Below are 20,388 nucleotides of genomic sequence, written 5' to 3'. Positions count from 1 at the left end.
GCATTCCTCTTGGAGGATCACATGCTCGACTTCGACAACGCCCCCAAGAAAGCCACCAACCTCAGCCTCAACAGCAAGGTGCTGGAGCTGGCGCGCGAACTCGGGCTGAATATCTCGCAGACCGTGGACGAGCTGCTGGCCGAGGAGGTCAGGCGGCGCTACCGCGCGCAGTGGAACGAAGACAACAAGGAGGCCGTGGCCGCCTACAACGCGCGCGTTGCGCAATATGGCCTGCCGCTGGCACGCTACCGCAGCTTTGGCAGGCGGCTGGGTGACGGCAAGGCCGACACGTGAATGGCATGGCCCGCTTCGACGTCTATGCCAACCCCGATCCCGAGGAGCAGCCGCGCATCCCGTTCTTCTTGGACATCCAGAGCGACTTCATAGAGGGGCTGCACACGCGCATCGTGGTGCCCCTCTGGGCCGAGGGCCTTCTGAGCCCACGCGCGCAGGATCTGCACCCCACCCTGGACGTCAGCGGCCAACGCGTGGTGATGGATACCGCCGCGCTGGGCGCCGTACCCGACAGTTTTCTGCGCCGCAAGGTCGACAACCTGTCAGCGCAGCAGCTGGACATTCAAAATGCCTTGGACCTCCTGTTTGGAGGCTATTGACCGATGCCCCACCCCATCCGCACCCAATACGAAGACTTCATGCGCCATGTGTTCGAGCATGGCACGCCCAAGGGCGACCGCACCGGTACCGGAACGAAGAGCGTCTTCGGCCACCAGATGCGCTTTGACCTCTCAGAGGGCTTTCCGCTCGTCACCACCAAGAAGGTGCATCTCAAAAGCATCATCCTGGAGCTGCTGTGGTTTCTGCAGGGCAGCGGCAACGCGCGCTGGCTGCAGGAGCGCGGCGTGACGATCTGGGACGAATGGGCGGACCCACAAACCGGCGACCTCGGCCCGGTCTACGGCGTGCAGTGGCGCAGCTGGCCCACGCCCGGCGGCGGGCATATCGACCAGATCGCCCAGGTGGTCGAGCAGCTCAAGACCAACCCGGACAGCCGCCGCATCATCGTCAGCAGCTGGAACGTGGCCGAGCTCGACAAGATGGCGCTCATGCCCTGCCACGCGTTCTTTCAGTTCTACGTCGCGGACAAAAAACTGTCGTGCCAGCTCTACCAGCGCAGCGCCGACATCTTCCTCGGCGTGCCGTTCAACATTGCCAGCTACGCCCTGCTCACCCACATGCTCGCGCAGCAGTGCGACCTGGCCGTGGGCGACTTCATCTGGACGGGCGGCGACTGCCACATCTACAACAACCATTTCGAGCAGGTGCAGACCCAGCTCGCGCGCCAGCCCTACGCCTACCCCACGCTGAACATCAAGCGCCGGCCGGCCTCCATCTTCGACTACGCCTACGAGGACTTCGAGGTCGTGGGCTACGAGCACCACCCGGCCATCAAGGCGCCGGTGGCCGTGTGAGGCAGGCCATGGAAATCGCCCTCATCTACGCGCGCGCCGCCAATGGCGTCATTGGCCGGGACGGCGCCATGCCCTGGCATCTGCCCGAAGACCTCGCGCATTTCAAGGCGCTGACCCAGGGCCACCCGGTCATCATGGGGCGCAAGACCTGGGACTCGCTGCCCGCGCGCTTTCGGCCGCTGCCGGGGCGCGCCAACATCGTCGTCACGCGCCAGGAAGATTGGAATGAAATCGGTGCCAAGCGCGCATCCAGCCTGCGCGAGGCGCTCTCGTTTGCAGAGCAAACCGGCAGCGACACGGCCTGGATCATGGGCGGTGCGCAGATCTACGCCCAGGCCCTGCCGCTGGCCGGCCGCGTCGAGGTGACGGAGATCGCACGCGACTTCGACGGCGACGCCCATGCGCCCGTGCTCGGCCCCGAATGGCAGGAGCTGGCGCGCACGCGCCATGTGGGCAGCGGCGGCCTGCCCTTCAGCTTCGTGACTTACGTGCGGCGCCACGGCTAGCGCCGGCCGGTGCGCGGCGCGCGCGTGTCGGGGCCGCCGGCGCGGGCGGCGCCTGCATCTGCTCGAGCGCGAGCAGCGCATCCACATAGGGCACGAAGCGCTGCAGGTATTCGGGCGAGGCGGCCTGCATCAGCATCAACGCACGGTGCACCAGATGGTGCGAGTTGAGCGGCCCGGCCTGTGCCGGCACCTGGGCCAGCGCCTGACGCAGGCGCTCCTCGGCGGACAGGCGCGTCCAGGTGGCCCGGTGGCGCTGTAACACCTGCAGCTCGCGCTGCGGCGGCGCCGTCAATCCTTCGGACGTGGGCGCCGCATGAGCGCGGGCCAGTTCCCGGGCCAGCCAGCCCAGGGGGCCCGGACCGTCGGTGGCACGCGCTGCGGGGATGGCATCACCAGAAGCATCACCATGGGCATCACCTGGGGCGGCAACGGCGTCCGCGGCCCCGCCCTGCGCGGCCGACAGCTCGGCGAGGCGCGCATCCAGCAGGCGGCGCACCGGGCCGCTGTGCGTGGCGGCGCGGCGCGCGAGCGCCTGCATGAGAAGCTGCTGCACAGGGATCATGCCCGGCACCTATGGCTTGCGCGCGGGGCGTGGCATGGGCGCCATCTCCACGCGGCGGTTGCGCGCGCGGCCCTCGGCGTCGGCATTCGATGCCACGGCCTGCTCCGATCCGAACGCCGCGGCGAACACCTGGGACGAGGGAATGCCCTCGTCGATGAGCGTGCGCGTCACGGTGAGGGCACGCTGGGCCGAGAGCTCCCAGTTGTCGGCAAAGCGCGCGCCCGTGCTGCGCATGGGCCGGTCGTCGGTAAAGCCGCTGACCATGAGGATCTCGCCGCGCTCGCGCAGATAGGTGGCCAGCGGCGCCGAGATGCTGCGCAGCAGCTGCCGCCCCTCGGGCTGGAGCTCGGCGGAATTGAAGTCGAAGAGCACGCTGCCGCTGATGCCTATGCGCCCGTCCTGCAGCGTGACGCGGCCCGCGGCCAGCGGCCCGGCCAGGGCCTGCTCCAGCGTCATGAGGCGGCGCGCCTGCTCGGCGCGCTGCTGCTGCGCGGTCTTCAGGCGCTCGGCCAGCTCCATCTGCATGCCCAGGGCGCAGACGAGGATGAGCGCAAACGCGCCCAGGGCGCCGGCCATCAGGTCGCCGAACACGGCCCAGACCGGGGCCGCGCCGTCCAGGCCGTCGTCGAGCTCGCCGCCCGTATCCATGCCGGCATCGGCCATCATGCAACGGGCTCCTCGGCGCGCTGGGCCGCCACCTGCTGCAGGCCGTCGATGATCTGCTTTTGCGCGCCCACGCTGAGCTCTATGACCTCGCGCGCCTGGGCCACGTAGTAGTCCAGCTGCTCGTCGCTGCGCGTGAGCGAGCGGGCCATGGCCTCCTCGATGCGCTGCAGCTGGGCGAGCATCTGCTCGCTGGCCTGGCCAAAGAGCTGCACGGCGCCGCCAAAGGCCTCGCCCAGGCTGGCGACCTCGGTGGCGCCGGCCGTGAGCTGCGCGGCCAGGCCTTCCAGGTGCTCTGCCTGGGCATCGAGCGTCTGGGCAAACTGCCCGCCCGTGCGCTCCATCGAGGCTGCGGCCTGGGCCACCAGGGTGTCGATGGCGCCGCGCTGCTCGTCGGCCGCGCGGCCCGCGGCGTCGAGCAGGGTGGACAGGGTTTCGACCAGGCGTGCGCGCTCGTCGAGCATGGCGTTGTCGCGCGCGATGCTGTCGCTGATCTGCTGGCGCAGCGCACCCATGGCCTCGGCGGCGGCGCGCGGCGCCTCGGCCGCGGCATGCACGAGGCGCTGCACCTCGGCGAGCGTGCCCTGGGCCTGGGCCTGCATCTGGCGCGCGATCTCGCCCGCGGCGCTGGCCAGCGCGTCACTGGTGCGCTGCTGCTGGACTGCGGCCTGCGCGCCCGCGGCCTGCCATTCCTCGGTCAGCGTGGCTGCCACCGTCTGCAGGGCCTGCGTCCATTGCGCGAGGCGCTCGCCTTCCTGCGCTGCCAGGCGGCCCTGGAGTTCATCGTGCGCCTGCTGCACCGTGGACTGCAGCGCGGCCGCATGGCCGGCCAGGCCGTCGGTCGCGCATTGCAGGGACTGCTGCTGGCGCTCGGCCAGCAGCGCAAGCGCGCTGCCCTGCTGCTGCAGGGCCGCATCCCAGCGCGCGGCCTGGGCGTCGGACTGCTGCGCCAGACGCGCTGCCATGTCGTCGGCCAGCGCGGCCGTGCGCTGCTCGAAGCCCTGGGTGAAGCGCGCGAGAGACGCCTCCAGCGCCTGGGCCGTGGCCTCGCCCGTCGCGCGGTGTTCCTGCAGCGCGCTGGTCCACTGGCCGCTCACGGCGCTCGCGGCCTCGGCAAAGCCTGCGGCCATGGCCGTCTGGCGCTCGAGCGCCTGGTCCCAGCGCGCGGCCTGGCTGTCGGAATGGCGGCTCAGGCGCTCGGCCAGGTCGTCGGCCAGCGCGGCCGTGCGTTGCTCAAAGCCCTGGGTAAAGCGCGTGAGAGACGCCTCCAAGGCCTGGGCCGTGGCCTCGCCCGTCGCGCGGTGTTCCTGCAGCGCATCAGTCCACTGCCCGCTCACGGCGCTCGCGGCTTCGGCAAAGCCTGCGGCCATGGCCGTCTGGCGCTCGAGCGCCTGGTCCCAGCGCGCGGCCTGGGTGTCGGAGTGTTGCGTCAGTCGCGCGGCCAGATCGTCGGCCAGCGCGGTCGTGCGTTGCTCAAAGCCCTGGGTGAAGCGCGCGAGAGACGCCTCCAGCGCCTGGGCCGTGGCCTCGCCCGTCGCGCGGTGCTCGTGCAGTGCATCGGTCCATTGCGTGCTCACGGCGCTCGTGGCCTCGGCAAATCGCGCGGCCATGGCGTCGAGCTGGTCGCCCACCTGCTGCGCCATGGCCTGCTGCAGGCGCGCGCTCTCGCGCGCCAGGGCGGCCAGGGTGGCCTCGGTCACGGGCTGGATGGCGGCGCCGGCCTGGGCGGCGCTCTGCGCGGCTGTGTCGGCCAGGGTGCGCTGTACGGTGGCGGCGAGAGCCGTGTAGGCGGTCTCGGTCTCGCGGTAGAAGCGCTGCTGCTCGGCCGCGAGGCGCTCGGCGAGGGCCTGCTGCTGGCGCTCGAGCGCGGCCATGCAGTCCTTGAGGCCGGTGACCACCTGGGGCATGACGCCGGTCTGCTGCTCCAAAAGACGCAGCGAGGCCTCGCGCTGGTGCTGGCTGGAGAACGGCCGCAGCGCTCCGGCCATGGCGGCGTCGAGCGTGCGCGCCACGCGTATGCGCTCGCGCCGGCACAGCGCCGTCATCAGCCCGAGCATGGCCGAGGCGGCCACGCCCGCCATCGAGCTACCGAACGCCAGCGCCAGGCCGCGCACGGGGGCCGACAGCGCGTCGCGCATGGCGTCCAGCCCCTCGGCGCCGGCGAGTGCCGCGCCCGTGCCGTTCAAGGCCAGCACCATGCCACCGAAGGTGCCCAGCATGCCCAGCAGCACCAGCAGCCCCGTGAGGTAGGACGCGAGCAAAGGCCCCGGCAGACTGGTGCGTCCGCCCTCCACGCGCTGGCGCACGGCGTTGCGCAGGCCCGCGGGCAATGCGCTCAGCCAGTCGTCGAGCCGCTGGGGCGCCTCGGACAGGCCGGCCAGCGCCGCCGCCAGGGCGCGGCTGGCGCGGGCAAAGCGCAGCAACTCCCAGCTGCCAAGCAGGTAAAAGGCCGTGATCAGCACGATGATGGCCAGCGCCAGCGGCTGGGCATGCAGATAGCCCGCGCCCACCCAGCCTATGGCGGCCAGGCCGGCGGCAAAGGCCGCGAGGGAAAACAAGGTCGTCATGTCGTATCCGTTGGTCGTCGAAGCGCCGCCAGCAGCCCTTCGACCGGTTGCAATCTCAAGTCCAGCTCGGCCAGCAGCACGGCCTGCAGCTCGGCGCGAAATGCGTCGCGCGCGGCCTCGGCGGCCCCGTCCGGGCATTGCCGCTGGTAGCGCTTTTCAAGCCGCGCGGGCACGGCGGCGAACAGGCGCTGCTCCTGCGCCGCCAGCGCCTGGGCGAGCACCGCGTCCACGGCGGCCAGCCGGGCGAGCTCGCCACCTGCGGCGGCCACGGCCGCGCGCACGCGCTCGCGCAGCGCGCCCACGGCCACCTCCATGGCCTGCTGGCGTGCCAGGCAGCATTGGCGGTACGGGGCGAAGCCCATGCCGGCCTCCAGGGTCGATCGCCCGGCGGACTGCGCCTCGCGCGCGATGGCCTGGGCCAGCGTAGTGCGCACGCGCTCGTATTCGGCGCATTCCTGGGCATGGCGGTCCTGCGCGCGGGCGGCGGTGGCGGGGCGCTCCAGGGCCGAGGACAGCGCGATCGCGTCCGTCCAGCCCACCCATTGCACCAGGCCGTCGGCAAATGCGCTGCGTGTCTCGCCCATGCGCGCAGGCGCGTCGGCCATGTCGGCCAGCAGACGCACGAGCGTCGCCCCCGTAAGGCCGGCGCGCCCGGTATACGGGGCCATAGTGCGGCTCATGCGGTTCAAAAAACCCGGCAGTCTACACTGCCATGCCGACAGACCCCCGTGGACTTTTGTATCGAAGGGGTCAGGGCCGCCACGACCTCAGCAGCGCAGCGATGCACCGGCCGAGTCGCGTATGCCTTCTAGGATGGCGGGATCGACGGTGTCGAGCCCCAGGTTGTTGCCCTCGAGCACACGCTCGGCGCGGTAGCTCGAGCGCACGAAGGGGCCGGCCACGGCCTCGACAAAGCCCAGGCCGAGCGCGAGCTCGCGGTACTTCTTGAACTCGTCGGGAGTCACATAGCGCTGCACGGGCAGGTGGTTCTTGGTCGGGCGCATGTACTGGCCCATGGTCACCACATCCACATCGGCGGCGCGCATGTCGCTCAGGGCGCGCTCGATCTCGTCGTCGGTCTCGCCCAGGCCCAGCATCAGGCTGGTCTTGGTGATGGTCTGGGGCGCGTAGCCCTTGGCGAACTTGAGGATGGCCAGCGTCTGCGCATAGCCCGCGCGCGCATCGCGCACGGGGTGGGTCAGGCGCTCGACGGTCTCCAGGTTCTGCGCGTAGGTCGCCAGGCCCGCATCGAGGATCTGCGCGACGCAGTCGTGGCGCCCCTGGAAGTCGGGCGTGAGGGCCTCCACGGCCGTGTCGGGCGTGCGCTCGTGGATGGCGCGCACGCAGGCCGCGTAATGCGCCGCGCCACCATCGGCGAGGTCGTCGCGGTCGACGGAGGTCAACACCACGTACTTCAGGCCCATGAGCGCCACGGCGTCGGCCACCTTGGCGGGCTCGTCGCGGTCCAGCCAGCCCTGGGGGTTGCCGGTGGAGACCGAGCAGAACTTGCACGCGCGCGTGCACACCGAGCCCATGAGCATCAGCGTGGCCGTGCCGCGGCCCCAGCATTCGGAGATGTTGGGGCATTTGGATTCGGCGCACACGGTGGACAGCTGGCGGCTGCGCACGATGTCCATCACCTCCTGGTACTTGGCGCCCGAGGGCAGGCGCATGCGCAGCCATTCGGGCTTGCCCTGGCGGTCGGGCACCAGGGTGATGGGGCTGACCTTCACACCGTCCTTGATGGCGCGCGTGCCCTGCGGGCTGACAAACTTGGCGCCCGGCGTGGGGCGTGGATGGTTCTGGGTTTCACTCATGGTCTGACGGTCCTTGCACCGCGCATCGGCCGGCATCGGCGGCGACAGCGATGAAAACGGCACCCGGACCGGTCAGCGCCGGCCGGGGCAAGGGGCACATTATCGGCGGTCGTGCAATTCACGGCCCGGTCAAGGGCTCATGGAGACCGGGATGGGTCCGTGCCCCGCCAGCTCAGGGCTGTTCGTCATCCAGCCCCAGCTCCTGGATCTTGCGCGTGATGGTGTTGCGGCCAATGCCCAGGCGCTGGGCCGCATCGACACGCCGGCCCTGCGTGGCGTGCAGGCCGGCCCGGATCAGGCGCGTCTCGAAGCGCCGCGTGAGCTGGTCCCACAGGTGCGGCTCGCCGGCCTGCAGCAGCTGCTGCGCCTCGGTCTCGAGCGCCAGCTCCCATCCGGCGTCCGTGGCGACCGGGGACGCCGCAGCTTCTGCGCCTCCCTGCAGCACCTCGGGCGGCAGGTCGCGCGCCGAGATGACCTGCGCGGGCGCCATGACGGCGAGCCAGTGGCAGATATTCTCCAGCTGGCGCACATTGCCGGGGAAGTCAAAGCGCTGCAACACTTGCAGTGCGGCATCGGAGATGCGCTTGGGCTCCACGCCCAACTGGAGCGCGCTGCGCTGCAGGAAATGGCGCGTGAGCATGGGCACGTCCTCACTGCGTTCGCGCAATGCCGGCAGGCGCAGGCGAATGACGTTGAGGCGGTGAAACAGGTCTTCGCGAAACACACCCTCCCGCACGCGCTGCTCCAAGTTCTGGTGCGTGGCGGCGATCACGCGCACATGGGACTTGACGGCGGCGTGGCCACCCACGCGGTAGAACTGGCCGTCCGAGAGCACACGCAACAGACGCGTCTGCAGGTCGAGCGGCATGTCGCCGATTTCGTCGAGGAACAGCGTGCCGCCCTCGGCCTGCTCGAAGCGCCCGCGCCGCTGCGCCTGTGCGCCCGTGAAGGCTCCACGCTCGTGGCCGAACAGCTCGCTCTCGAGCAGGTCCTTGGGGATGGCGGCGGTGTTGATGGCCACGAAGGGCCCGTCCGCCACCGGCGAATGCTTGTGCAATGCGCGCGCGACGAGCTCCTTTCCGGTCCCGGACTCGCCCGTGACCAGCACCGTGACCACGCTTTGCGACAGACGCCCGATGGCGCGGAACACGTCCTGCATGGCGCTCGCCTGGCCCAGCATCTCGGGCGCATCGGCCTGCTGCTGCTCGGCCACCTCTTCGCGCTGGCTCTCTTCGACGGCCCGCCGGATCAGCTCCACGGCCTTGGGCACGTCAAAGGGCTTTGGCAGGTATTCAAAGGCGCCGCCCTGGAAGGCAGAGACGGCGCTGTCCAGGTCGGAGAAGGCCGTCATCACGATGACCGGCAGGGCCGGCTGCTGCGCGCGCACCTGCTCCAGCAGCTGCAGGCCCGAGGTGCCGGGCATGCGTATGTCGCTCACCAGCACCTGGGGGCCCTGATGCGCAGCGTCGGCGCCGCCGAGGTCGGCCAGTGCATCCAGCACCTCCCGTGCCTGCGTGAAGCTGCGCGTGGGCAGGTTCTCGCGCGCCAACGCGCGCTCGAGGACGAAGCGAATCGACGGGTCGTCATCCACTATCCAGATCGGCTTCATGTGTTTGTGCTCCCTTTCCTGTCGACAAGGCCAGGTTCAGGGCAACGGGATGAGTACGCGAAAATCCGTGCGACCCGGCTCGCTCTCGCAGTCGATCAGGCCCTGGTGCTGCTGCACGAAAGTCTGCGCCAGCGTCAGGCCCAGACCCGATCCCCCATCCCGGCCCGTCACCAGCGGATAAAAGATCCGCTCCCTGATGGCCTCGGGCACACCCGGCCCGTTGTCGATGACATGCAATTCCAATGCCAGGCGGTAGCGCTGGCGCCCGAACGTGACCTGCCGGGCCACGCGCGTGCGCAGGGTGATCTGGGCATCACCGGCGGCGATGCGCTCGGCGAGCGCCTGCGCTGCGTTCTGCACGATGTTGAGCAGCGCCTGCAGGAGCTGGGCACGGTCGCCGCGGAACTCGGGGATGGAGGTGTCGTAGTCGCGCAGCACGGCCAGGCCATGCGGGTATTCGGCCAGCACCAGCGAACGCACGCGCTCGCACACCTCGTGGATGTTCACATCGCCCACCTGATGCGGCTGGCGGTGCGGAGCCAGCAGCCGGTCGACCAGCGCCTGCAGGCGGTCGGCCTCGTGGATGATGACCTCGGTGTATTCCGCCAGCTCCGGGCTGGGCAGTTCCATCTGCAGCAGCTGTGCGGCGCCGCGTATGCCGCCCAGAGGGTTCTTGATCTCGTGGGCCAGGTTGCGGATCAGCTCCTTGTGCGCCTGGGCCTGCTCCCGCAGGCGCTCTTCGCGGTCCTGGCGCGCCTGTGCCTCGAGCTGCCACAGCTCCACGATGACCTCGGCGCCGGACTCGGTCAGCGCCACGTTGGCATGCACGGGCAAGGGGTCATGGAGCGGGCGGCGCAGCGCCGCCTCGAAGCGCAAGGCCGCGAAGTCGCGCCCCTGCGTCCCCATCAACGCGGTCTGCAGGGTGGCCGGTTCGGTGAGCAGGGAACAGAAGTCGACGCCCTCGAGCATGCGACGCGACAGGCCCAGGGCGCCCTCGAGGGCGGCATTGACAAACATCACTGCACCACTTGGGTGCAGAACTGCAATCAGCGTGGAAACCAGATCCAGCGCCTGGTAGCGCTGAGCGAGCCCTGATCCTTCGGTGACGTTTGTGTTGCTCAAGATTTATTTCAGCCTGGCGAGCTCGCGCTTGATGCCCGCGACATCGGCCTCGGCCCGGGCCACGGCGGCCTTGAGCTCGGCCGTGCGCTCGATGTAGCCCTGCGGGTTGCGCATTTCCAGCGCCGTGCGCTGGGGGTTTCCGTCGTTGTATTCCTTGCGCAGATCTTCCAGGCGCGCCTCTGCCTTGCGCAGTTCCGCGTCGAGGATGGCGCGGGCATCGGCGTCACGCGCGCGCTGATCGGCGGCATCCACGCGCGGCGCATTCGCGGGCGAGGCGCTGCCGGAAGACGAGGCACGGGAAGCGGCGGCCGGCGCCGGTGCCGCCGGGCGCGAGCCCTGGAGCACCGTCACGTTGCCCCCCTCGACGAGCTTGCAGCCACGTTCCTTGGCCTGGGTGGCATTGTTCGTGTATTCGTTGCCGCAGCGGTAGATGCGGTCCTGCGCCCATGCGGGCTGCAGCATCAGGGCCAAAGCGGGCAGGATCAACAGGCGGTATGTCATTGCACTCCTCATATGGCTCACATCATGCCCCGTGTTCTCGGCCATGTGGGCATGGGCAGTAGCGACAAGTATCTTCGATTCACCAGTGCTTACGAATTGTGCCGCCCTCGTGCGAGCGTTGGGAGCCGAAAAAGCCACCGTTGTTCCTCTTGCCGGCGCATACCCCGCAATGACAAGGGCGGCCGAAGCCGCCCCGTTCATGCGCCTTCGGTCACTCAGAGCGAGTAGTACATGTCGTACTCGACCGGATGCGGTGCCATGCGGAAGCGCTGCACCTCGTTCATCTTGAGGTCGATGTAGGCGTCGAGCATGCTGTCGGAGAACACGCCGCCCTTGGTCAGGAAGCCGCGGTCCTTGTCCAGCGCCTCCAGGGCCTGGTCGAGGCTGTGGCAGACGGTGGGCACCAGCTTGTCCTCCTCGGGCGGCAGGTGGTACAGGTCCTTGGTGGCGGCCTCGCCCGGGTGGATCTTGTTTTCCACGCCATCGAGACCGGCCATCATCAGTGCCGAGAAGCACAGGTAGGGATTCGCCGAGGGATCGGGGAAGCGCGCCTCGATGCGGCGGCCCTTGGGGTTGGCCACATAGGGGATGCGGATCGAGGCCGAGCGGTTGCGCGAGCTGTAGGCGAGCTTCACGGGCGCCTCGAAGCCGGGTACCAGGCGCTTGTAGCTGTTGGTGCCGGGGTTGGTGATGGCGTTGAGCGCGCGGGCGTGCTTGATGATGCCGCCGATGTAGTACAGCGCGAAGTCGGACAGGCCGGCGTAGCCGTCACCCGCGAACAGGTTCTTGCCGTCCTTCCAGATCGACTGGTGCACATGCATGCCCGAGCCGTTGTCGCCCGCATAGGGCTTGGGCATGAAGGTCGCCGTCTTGCCATAGGCGTTGGCCACGTTCCAGACCACGTACTTGAGCACCTGGGTCCAGTCGGCGCGCTCGACGAGGGTGGAGAACTTGGTACCGATCTCGTTCTGGCCAGCGCCTGCCACCTCGTGGTGGAACACCTCGACGGGGATGCCCAGGGATTCGAGGATCAGCACCATCTCGGCGCGCATGTCCTGGGTGCTGTCCACGGGCGGCACGGGGAAGTAGCCGCCCTTGGTCGTGGGACGGTGGCCGCGGTTGCCGCTGTCGAACTTGGTGCCGCTGTTCCAGGGCGCCTCGTACTCCTCGATCTCGAAGAACACCTTGCCGGGCTCGTTGCTCCAGCGCACGCCGTCGAAGATGAAGAACTCGGGCTCGGGGCCGAAGTAGGCCGTGTCGCCCAGGCCGGAGGCCTTCAGATAGGCCTCGGCACGCTTGGCGATGGAGCGCGGGTCACGGTCATAGGCCTTGCCGTCGCCGGGCTCGACCACGTCGCACTGCAGGAACAGCGTGGTTTCCTCAAAGAACGGGTCGATGTTGGCCGTATTCGGGTCGGGCATGAGTTGCATGTCCGAGGCCTCGATGCCCTTCCAGCCGGCAACCGAGGAGCCATCGAAGGCGTGGCCCGAGGTGAACTTGTCCTCGTCGAAATGCGAAACAGGCACGGTCACGTGCTGCTCCTTGCCGCGGGTGTCCGTAAAGCGCAGGTCCACGAACTTGACTTCGTTTTCCTCCACCATCTTCATCACGTCTGCAACGGTCTTGGCCATCAGGTTTCTCCAGGGATAGAAAGCGCATCGAAAAATTGATGCACAAGGGAAAGCAGTTTGCGTGCCAGGCTACGGGACACCGACACGGCATCGTGGTGCACCATCGAAATCACCCCGAGGACGCCCGCTGGGACGCCACAAGCACATGCACCGAATGCGAGCGCGATTCTAAGAGGCCCGCCTCATCACAAATTTCGCACCATCTCGGGGCCCATGGATGCACCGGTTTGGTGCAAAGCCTGATAGAGCTCCTGCCATGCAGCGGGAACCAGGTCGGCCGCTCCCTTGACCCCCAGTTCCACATGGCGGCCATGGACGGGATGGTCGACGCTGGGCAGACTGAATACCTTGATGCCGGGATACGCGGCCTCGATGCGCTCCATCAACGGCGTGAGCGCGGCCTCCATGGCGCCATAGAGCACGATGGAATGCTCGGTCTGCGGCTGGCGGTTGAACCAGGCGGCGCAGTAATGCTCGAGCACCCACTCCACCATGGGCCAGGCCATGACCGGGAAGCCCGGCACGAAATGCACCATGCCACCACCCGGCCCGTCACAACTGAAGCCCGGAATCTTGTTGTAGGGGTTGGGGATGATGCGCGCGCCTTCAGGAAACACGCCCATGTTCAGGCGATGCAGGTTGTCCGCACGGTCCGGATCGAACACCTCGCCCTGCTCGCGCGCCACGTCCTGCATGCGCGCGCGGATCAGGGCTGCCGCTTCGGGGTGCAGCAGCAGCGGCCGGCCGAGCGCCGCCGCGGCGCATTGACGCGTGTGGTCGTCGGGCGTCGCGCCTATGCCACCACAGCTGAACACGACATCGCTGGAGGCAAAGGCACGCTCGAGCGCCGCCGTGATACGCGGACGATCGTCCCCCACATAGTCCGCATAGGAGAGCGACAGGCCGCGGGCCGCAAGCAGTTCTATGACCTTGGCGAGATGTTTGTCCGCGCGTTTGCCGGAGAGGATTTCGTCACCGACGATGATGAGACCGAAGCAAGGTGTCATGGGCGAGGCAGATCGGTAGTGTCTGGTGCGGCAAGTGCCGGCGGGGAAGGCTGCGGGTCACCTGGGATCGGTTCGGCGGGCTCCAGGACGTTTGCGCCCCGCTCCCGCAGGCGCTGCAACGCAGCCAGGCAATAGTGGGTGAACCACAGGGATGAAAAGGCAAACACCAGCGTGTAAATCCAGATGGCCACGGGCACAAGCACGACGAACGCCGCCGCGAACACCACGCCCGAGGCCCAGACAATACCCGGCGCCGCTCCCAGAAAGCCGCACAGTACGCCGATGACCAGCAGGTTCAGCCTGTGCTGCCTGAAGATTTCCTGCCGCTCCGGTCGGCTCGCATGCTCGGCCAGGGCGTCGAAGGCCATCACACGGTAGGTCAGCCAGCCCCAGACCAGCGGCGGCAGCACCAGCACGAGGGGCGGGATGAGCCACAGCGGCATGGAGACCACGAGCGCCAGGAGCGCGGCAATGGTTGCGCCCAGCGACCACAGCACACTGCTCACGAAGCTCCCTCCGCGTTTGCGCTCCAGCTGTGCGAAGCGCCGCTCGGCCACCAGAGACACGATGGCCGGTGCCATGAGCACGGCCACCACCAGCACACAGACGATGACGATCACCGGCGTCGCCAGTATCAGCACGAGCAGCGGCGCGAGCAGCACCGGAAGGTTGTCCACACCGAAACGCTGCAGCCAGTCCCACACCAGGGCCAGCCAGTGCGAGCCCTCGAGCATCGCCTGCATCCAAGCCACGGCCGGCTGCCAATAAAAATGGGCCGCCCCCCAGGCCGCCAGCGTGATCAACAGCAGCGGCAGCAGCGACAGCGCCACGACGCGCGGCATCAGGCAGTAGCCTGCTGCGCGCCAGAATGAGTCAAACAAGGGCCCCATGCGCGCAAGCATAGCGCCAATACCGCATCAGCCGCGCCCCACCAGGCGCTGCAATCCGCGCCATTGCTGGGCCCAGAAGCCACGGCCGTAGTCGCGCACGAGCCCGTCCGGGCCGGGCTCGACCTGGTCACGCACGCCCGTCGGCTCGTAGCGCAGCTCGAAGTTGGCCGTGCCAAACAGCATGTCCCACCAGGGCAACAACACGCCAAAGTTGTGCCCGCCAAGCACCGCGGCCCCGGGGCGCCGCGCAGGCTGCGACTCATACCCTATGCCAATGGCATGGTGCAAACGATGAAAGCGCGGGCTGACCCACAGCCGTTCGCCGATGCGCCCAAACCACAGGCGCAGGTTGGCGTGGTGCAGGTTCTCGCTGAGCTGGGTGAGCGCCACGATGGCCACGAACTGGCCCGGTGCCACGCCTATGCACTGCGCCACGACGACGATGATGATGTCGCGCAACAGGTCGTCGAGCAGATGATTGCGGCTGTCGCTCCACATGGTCATCTGCCGCTGCGAGTGATGCAGGGAATGCAGGCGCCACCACCAGCCGAACCGGTGCTGGCCGCGATGGATCCAGTAGTCGATGAAGTCGAACGCGAGCAGATACAGCAGCAGACTTGCCAGCGGCCGGTCGGTCACCCCGGGCAGCAGCGCGTCGAGTTGCACGCCGTGCCAGCCATGCGCGCGCAGCGACCCGAACAGCGCGTCACACAGCGGCGTGGCCGTGAAGAACAGCACCAGGCGAAACAGCCCCAGGCGATGGACGAGGGTATAGATCACATCGACACGCACGGCGGCCCGGTCACGCACCGGCTCCACCGGACGCCAGCGCTCCAGCGGTTTAATGACCACCACCATGACCAGCAACTGCAATAGCCCGACGAGCAACCAGCCCGTCGCGTCGTAGCCATCCTCGAGCACGTTCGCCAGGCCGAGCGAGAACAACCCGGGCTGCACCACGGCCTCGAACAGCCATTGCTGAGCGGCATCGAACAGCTGGCTGGGCCAGGAAAGGAAGTTCGCCATCACCGCACTCGCATCAACATTGGTCATGGCCAGCGGCCTGGAGCCTATGGTCCATGGTGGCTACCTGACACGCGGACCGTAGTCGGGATGCTCGCGCAATGTGCGAAAGCAAAGTCCATGCGCCTTGAGTCCCTTGATCAGCGGCTCGAGCACGGCCGGCGCCCATGGATCGCGGCGCGACCAGATGCCCAGATGGGCCAGCAAGATATCGCCATCGCCGATGTTGCGCAGTGCCTGCGCCAGGAGCATGCGGTTGCTGTAGCGTGCGCTCGGCAGCTCATCACCGAGGAAGCCGGCCGGCGTCCAGCCGACATGCGCGTAGCCGCAGTCGCGCGCCACTTGCAGCAGGCGCGGTGATGTCTTTCCACCCGGCGCACGGAACAGCGGCAACGGCTCCTTGCCTGTCACGGCGCGCAGCCGGCTGGCTGCGCCATCGATCTGCGCGCAGTACTGGTCCGCACTCATGAAGAACGTCTTGTCCGCCTGGGGGCCGGCCGACGGTCTGACAAGAAAGCCCGCCCCGTCGTCGGCGCGCCAGTACACATGGTGCAAGGTGTGCGAGGCAAACTCATGACCCTCGGCCGCCCTGGCCCGCCACCAGGGCGCCCATTGCGCATCCAGGCTGCTGCCGCCATCCTGGGTACGCTCATCGGCCGCGAAGAAGGTCACACGGACTTGCTGACGCCGCAACACTTCGGCCACCAATGGGGCAACGCCCATATGGCCCGTGTCAAAGGTCAGGTAGACCAATCCCTTGCAGTCATTTTGGGCTCCAGCGCCCGACGGTAGAGCGCAAACAGCTGCTATTTTTATAGCAACAACAATCGAGCGGAGCCGCAGTGCCCCGGCAACCCGGCTAGCGCTTGGCATGTTGGAGCGTCCAGACTCCATGGGGCGACTTGCCAACGCTGATGGCCTGCGCCACCCTGCGCTCCACGGTATCGATCACCAGCAACTTGCGCGACCAGCGTGCGCTGACATAGAGCCAGCGACCATCGGGCGACACGTCCATGCAGTCCGGCCCGCCGGGAGCCGGATAGGAATCCACCACGCGCAGCTCCCGCATGTCGATCCTGGCGATGGTGTTGGCCACCCGGTTGCTCACGAACAGGTGGCGACCGTCTCCAGCGGAGCGAAAGGCATGAGCGCCCTTGCCCGTCTTGATGCGCTGCACACTGCGCGGCGGTGCGCCCGAGATGTCGATCACCTCCACACTGTCGCTGCCGGTCAAGCCCACAAAGAGTTGGCGTCCATCCGGGCTCCCATAGACATCGGCCGGCATGGGCCCCGTCTTGAGTCGCCATTTGATGGTCTGCGTCGCGATATCAATCGCCACCAGCTCATCACTGTCCTGCATGGTGCAGTACACGGTACGGCTTGCGCTGTCGATCCACAGATGGCTGGGCGTCTTGCCCGTCGGTACGCGCCGGACCAGGGTCAGGTCCTTGCCATCCCAGCGGTAGAAATCCACATGATTGAGGCGGTTTGCAGCGGTCACCAGCCATTGCATGTCCGGCGAGAAGCGCAGGTGGTACGGATCGACGATATCGCGTACCGTGCGCTGCACCTGGGCCGTGCGCGGGTCGACAAATGTCAGGCTGTCACCAAGGGCGTTGGCGACGATGAGCGATTTCTCATCGGGCGTGAGATAGAGGTGGTGCGGCTCCTTGCCCGTGGGAATGCGCGCCGTCTCCGTCCAGGTCACGGGGTCAATGACGCTGATGTCGGCCTGCAGGGAATTGAGCACAAACACGGGCGGTTGCGCGGCATGGGCGCCGACTGCCAGCCCGACCGCTGCCATCGCGGCGAGCAAACGCCCCAACAACCTTGTATTCACCTGCTACCCCTCAAGAGTTTGCCCGCAGCGCGAGCGTCCACGGACAACGTATTCACAGCATATGAGGTTGACCCCGTCACCGTCGTCGTGGCAGGCTATTTCAGCAACGCCAGTTCCTCTGGGCCCAGCCAACGCCATTCACCCGGCGCCAGATCGGCCGGCAGATCCAGGCCACCGATGCGAGCCCTGTGCAGCGCCTGCACCCGATTGCCAACCGCCGCGATCATCCGTTTGACCTGGTGATACTTGCCCTCCGTCAGGGTCAGGTCGATTCGGCAGGTGTCCGGCTGCACGCATGCCGCAGCGCGCACGGGAGCGGGGCTATCGTCGAGCAGCACGCCGGCCAACAGCTGCTCGATCTGCCTGCGATCGACGGGATGCTTGGTCGTCACCTGATAAAGCTTTGGAACATGTTTCTTCGGCGAACTCATGCGATGAATGAATTGGCCGTCATCACTCAGCAGCAGCAAGCCGGTAGTGTCCTGATCCAGCCGCCCCACGGCCTGTACGCCGTTCACAGCACCCTTGACCGGCCGCTGCCGCAGCGGCGCTGGCAACAGGGTGTATACGCTGGGGTAAGTTGACGGCTTTTGGGAACATTCGATCCCCGCGGGCTTGTGGAGCATTAGGTAGGCCTTGGACTGATACGGCCAATCCTGCCCCTGTACACGCACCATCAAGCCGTCCTCAGCAAAGTCCTGCAATGGATCCTGGCAAACCACCGGAGCCTGGGATCCCGCCTGACGCACTGCCACCCAGCCCTGCTGAATCAGGCCTGCACAAATGCGGCGAGTTCCAAAGCCTTGAGAGTACAGAATATCTTGGAGATTCATGAGTACGGAGAATCTGGTACCGCTTCCAAAGCAAAACGCCCTCCCACTCGTAGGAGCGGGAGGGCGGTTTGGGCTGTAAGAGCCTGACGATGACCTACTTTCACACGGGGACCCGCACTATCATCGGCGCGAAGTCGTTTCACTGTCCTGTTCGGGATGGGAAGGAGTGGGACCGACTTGCTATGGTCATCAGGCATAACTTGGTGCTGGGCAGTCGATGGGACTGCCTGGCGAATTCATAGAGTCAGGAATCAGGGGTAATTTGATTGCGTGCTTGGCACAACAGTCCTTGTTCGTTGGAACGATCAAAGTTATAGGGTCAAGCCGCACGGGCAATTAGTACTGGTTAGCTTAATGCATTGCTGCACTTCCACACCCAGCCTATCAACGTCGTGGTCTACAACGACCCTTCAGGGGGCTCGAGGCCCCGGCAGATCTCATCTTGAAACGAGTTTCCCGCTTAGATGCTTTCAGCGGTTATCTCTTCCACACTTAGCTACCCTGCGATGCCACTGGCGTGACAACAGGTACACCAGAGGTGTGTCCACTCCGGTCCTCTCGTACTAGGAGCAGGCTTCCTCAAATCTGCAGCGCCCACGGAAGATAGGGACAAAACTGTCTCACGACGTTTTAAACCCAGCTCACGTACCTCTTTAAATGGCGAACAGCCATACCCTTGGGACCGACTACAGCCCCAGGATGAGATGAGCCGACATCGAGGTGCCAAACACCGCCGTCGATATGAACTCTTGGGCGGTATCAGCCTGTTATCCCCAGAGTACCTTTTATCCGTTGAGCGATGGCCCTTCCATACAGAACCACCGGATCACTATGTCCTGCTTTCGCATCTGCTCGACTTGTCAGTCTCGCAGTTAAGCACGCTTATGCCATTGCACTATCGTCACGATGTCCGACCGTAACTAGCGTACCTTCGAACTCCTCCGTTACGCTTTGGGAGGAGACCGCCCCAGTCAAACTGCCTACCATGCACTGTCCCCGATCCCGATAAGGGACCTGGGTTAGAACCTCAAACGCACCAGGGTGGTATTTCAACGTCGGCTCCATGAGATCTAGCGACCTCACTTCAAAGCCTCCCACCTATCCTACACAGATCCGTTCAAAGTCCAATACAAAGCTACAGTAAAGGTTCATGGGGTCTTTCCGTCTTTCCGCGGGGAGATTGCATCATCACAAACATTTCAACTTCGCTGAGTCTCAGGAGGAGACAGTGTGGCCATCGTTACGCCATTCGTGCAGGTCGGAACTTACCCGACAAGGAATTTCGCTACCTTAGGACCGTTATAGTTACGGCCGCCGTTTACTGGGACTTCAATCAAGAGCTTGCACCCCATCATTTAATCTTCCAGCACCGGGCAGGCGTCACACCCTATACGTCCACTTTCGTGTTTGCAGAGTGCTGTGTTTTTATTAAACAGTCGCAGCCACCGATTTTTTGCAACCGCTTTGGGCTCCCTTTGTACAAGTTCACCTACTTGCGGCATACCTTCTCCCGAAGTTACGGTATCAATTTGCCGAGTTCCTTCTCCTGAGTTCTCTCAAGCGCCTTAGAATACTCATCTCGCGCACCAGTGTCGGTTTGCGGTACGGTCGTCAATAGCTGAAGCTTAGTGGCTTTTCCTGGAAGCAGGGTATCACTCACTTCAGGTGCAAGCACCCTCGTTATCACCTCTCATCTCAGCCCGGCGGATTTGCCTACCAGGCACGACTACAGGCTTGAACCAACATATCCAACAGTTGGCTGAGCTAACCTTCTCCGTCCCCACATCGCACTATTGATCGGTACAGGAATATTGACCTGTTTCCCATCAGCTACGCATCTCTGCCTCGCCTTAGGGGCCGACTCACCCTACGCCGATGAACGTTGCGTAGGAAACCTTGCGCTTACGGCGAGCGGGCTTTTCACCCGCTTTAACGCTACTCATGTCAGCATTCGCACTTGTGATACCTCCAGCATCCGTTACCAGACACCTTCACAGGCTTACACAACGCTCTCCTACCACGTGCAATAAATTGCACATCCGCAGCTTCGGTAACTGGCTTAGCCCCGTTACATCTTCCGCGCAGGACGACTCGATCAGTGAGCTATTACGCTTTCTTTAAATGATGGCTGCTTCTAAGCCAACATCCTGACTGTTTTAGCCTTCCCACTTCGTTTCCCACTTAGCCAATTTTAGGGACCTTAGCTGGCGGTCTGGGTTGTTTCCCTCTTGAGTCCGGACGTTAGCACCCGGTGCTCTGTCTCCCAAGCTGTACTCTGCAGTATTCGGAGTTTGCCTTGGTTTGGTAAGTCGCCATGACCCCCTAGCCAAAACAGTGCTCTACCCCCGCAGGTAATACTTGAGGCACTACCTAAATAGTTTTCGGAG

At 66.0% G+C, this 20,388-nt stretch carries 19 protein-coding genes and 2 rRNA genes (1 of these 21 only partly in view); 4 read left to right on the top strand and 17 right to left on the bottom strand.

The window, feature by feature from the left end:
* The first annotated feature begins 21 nt into the window (after nt 1-21).
* The 4 genes from ABUE11_RS06355 to ABUE11_RS06340 are packed head-to-tail and all read left to right on the top strand — an operon-like array spanning nt 22 to nt 1,936.
* Nucleotides 22-294: a type II toxin-antitoxin system CcdA family antitoxin gene (locus tag ABUE11_RS06355; protein ID WP_367068217.1), complete on the top strand. Its 273-nt coding sequence runs from the start codon at nt 22-24 to the stop codon at nt 292-294.
* A 5-nt stretch (nt 295-299) separates the two neighbouring features.
* A complete protein-coding gene (locus ABUE11_RS06350; RefSeq protein ID WP_367068765.1) occupies nt 300-614 on the top strand; it encodes a CcdB family protein in 315 nt (104 codons plus the stop codon).
* 3 nt (nt 615-617) lie between these two features.
* Nucleotides 618-1,430, top strand: coding sequence for a thymidylate synthase (locus ABUE11_RS06345; protein ID WP_367068216.1), 813 nt, complete (start codon nt 618-620; stop codon nt 1,428-1,430).
* An 8-nt stretch (nt 1,431-1,438) separates the two neighbouring features.
* On the top strand, nt 1,439-1,936 hold the full coding sequence (locus ABUE11_RS06340; protein ID WP_367068215.1) for a dihydrofolate reductase: 498 nt from the start codon (nt 1,439-1,441) through the stop codon (nt 1,934-1,936).
* On the opposite strand, the gene ABUE11_RS06335 is transcribed toward ABUE11_RS06340, so the two are convergent.
* From ABUE11_RS06335 to ABUE11_RS06255, 17 genes are all read right to left on the bottom strand, one after another.
* Nucleotides 1,902-2,498 carry a DUF2894 domain-containing protein gene (locus ABUE11_RS06335; protein ID WP_367068214.1) on the bottom strand — a complete coding sequence of 199 codons (597 nt, stop codon included), beginning with the start codon at nt 2,496-2,498 and terminating at the stop codon, nt 1,902-1,904. The two genes, ABUE11_RS06340 and ABUE11_RS06335, sit on opposite strands and share 35 nt — an antisense overlap.
* Before the next feature lie 9 nt (nt 2,499-2,507).
* Nucleotides 2,508-3,161: an OmpA family protein gene (locus ABUE11_RS06330; protein WP_367068764.1), complete on the bottom strand. Its 654-nt coding sequence runs from the start codon at nt 3,159-3,161 to the stop codon at nt 2,508-2,510.
* Nucleotides 3,161-5,728 (bottom strand): DUF802 domain-containing protein, encoded by a 2,568-nt coding sequence (locus ABUE11_RS06325; protein ID WP_367068213.1) that lies wholly within the window; start codon nt 5,726-5,728, stop codon nt 3,161-3,163. Before ABUE11_RS06325 ends, ABUE11_RS06330 begins: the two co-directional genes overlap by 1 nt.
* Nucleotides 5,725-6,396, bottom strand: a complete 672-nt coding sequence (locus tag ABUE11_RS06320) for a DUF3348 family protein (protein ID WP_367068212.1) — start codon at nt 6,394-6,396, stop codon at nt 5,725-5,727. The genes ABUE11_RS06325 and ABUE11_RS06320 overlap by 4 nt, the downstream gene beginning before the upstream one ends.
* Before the next feature lie 99 nt (nt 6,397-6,495).
* The gene (gene lipA / locus ABUE11_RS06315) at nt 6,496-7,545 is read right to left on the bottom strand and encodes a lipoyl synthase (protein ID WP_367068211.1); all 1,050 of its coding nucleotides are present in this window, start codon (nt 7,543-7,545) and stop codon (nt 6,496-6,498) included.
* Between the two features lie 172 nt (nt 7,546-7,717).
* Nucleotides 7,718-9,154, bottom strand: coding sequence for a nitrogen regulation protein NR(I) (gene ntrC, locus ABUE11_RS06310; RefSeq protein ID WP_367068210.1), 1,437 nt, complete (start codon nt 9,152-9,154; stop codon nt 7,718-7,720).
* 36 nt (nt 9,155-9,190) lie between these two features.
* Nucleotides 9,191-10,171: a nitrogen regulation protein NR(II) gene (gene glnL / locus ABUE11_RS06305; RefSeq protein WP_367068209.1), complete on the bottom strand. Its 981-nt coding sequence runs from the start codon at nt 10,169-10,171 to the stop codon at nt 9,191-9,193.
* A 108-nt stretch (nt 10,172-10,279) separates the two neighbouring features.
* On the bottom strand, nt 10,280-10,777 hold the full coding sequence (locus tag ABUE11_RS06300) for a hypothetical protein (RefSeq protein WP_367068208.1): 498 nt from the start codon (nt 10,775-10,777) through the stop codon (nt 10,280-10,282).
* A 215-nt stretch (nt 10,778-10,992) separates the two neighbouring features.
* Entirely contained in the window at nt 10,993-12,408 is a 1,416-nt protein-coding gene (gene glnA / locus ABUE11_RS06295; RefSeq protein ID WP_367068206.1) for a type I glutamate--ammonia ligase, read from the bottom strand.
* Between the two features lie 185 nt (nt 12,409-12,593).
* Nucleotides 12,594-13,415 (bottom strand): molybdopterin-binding protein, encoded by an 822-nt coding sequence (locus ABUE11_RS06290; RefSeq protein ID WP_367068205.1) that lies wholly within the window; start codon nt 13,413-13,415, stop codon nt 12,594-12,596.
* A complete protein-coding gene (locus ABUE11_RS06285; protein ID WP_367068204.1) occupies nt 13,412-14,305 on the bottom strand; it encodes an EI24 domain-containing protein in 894 nt (297 codons plus the stop codon). Before ABUE11_RS06285 ends, ABUE11_RS06290 begins: the two co-directional genes overlap by 4 nt.
* A 27-nt stretch (nt 14,306-14,332) precedes the next feature.
* On the bottom strand, nt 14,333-15,331 hold the full coding sequence (locus ABUE11_RS06280; protein ID WP_367068763.1) for a sterol desaturase family protein: 999 nt from the start codon (nt 15,329-15,331) through the stop codon (nt 14,333-14,335).
* 60 nt (nt 15,332-15,391) lie between these two features.
* The gene (locus tag ABUE11_RS06275) at nt 15,392-16,201 is read right to left on the bottom strand and encodes a polysaccharide deacetylase family protein (protein ID WP_367068762.1); all 810 of its coding nucleotides are present in this window, start codon (nt 16,199-16,201) and stop codon (nt 15,392-15,394) included.
* Complete coding sequence (locus tag ABUE11_RS06270) at nt 16,188-17,132, bottom strand: beta-propeller fold lactonase family protein (RefSeq protein ID WP_367068203.1); 945 nt, start codon at nt 17,130-17,132, stop codon at nt 16,188-16,190. Before ABUE11_RS06270 ends, ABUE11_RS06275 begins: the two co-directional genes overlap by 14 nt.
* 131 nt (nt 17,133-17,263) lie before the next feature.
* Nucleotides 17,264-18,001 (bottom strand): 16S rRNA pseudouridine(516) synthase, encoded by a 738-nt coding sequence (locus ABUE11_RS06265; protein WP_367068202.1) that lies wholly within the window; start codon nt 17,999-18,001, stop codon nt 17,264-17,266.
* An 81-nt stretch (nt 18,002-18,082) separates the two neighbouring features.
* Nucleotides 18,083-18,195: ribosomal RNA gene (gene rrf / locus ABUE11_RS06260) — 5S ribosomal RNA — on the bottom strand.
* A 121-nt stretch (nt 18,196-18,316) separates the two neighbouring features.
* A 23S ribosomal RNA gene (locus ABUE11_RS06255) occupies nt 18,317-20,388 on the bottom strand (it continues 805 nt past the right edge of the window).

Origin of the sequence: Oryzisolibacter sp. LB2S (assembly GCF_040732315.1) — a bacterium.
Taxonomy (GTDB): domain Bacteria; phylum Pseudomonadota; class Gammaproteobacteria; order Burkholderiales; family Burkholderiaceae_C; genus Alicycliphilus; species Alicycliphilus soli.
The sequence above is the reverse complement of the archived record's forward strand: the minus strand, read 5'-3'. Positions and strand labels throughout refer to the sequence as shown.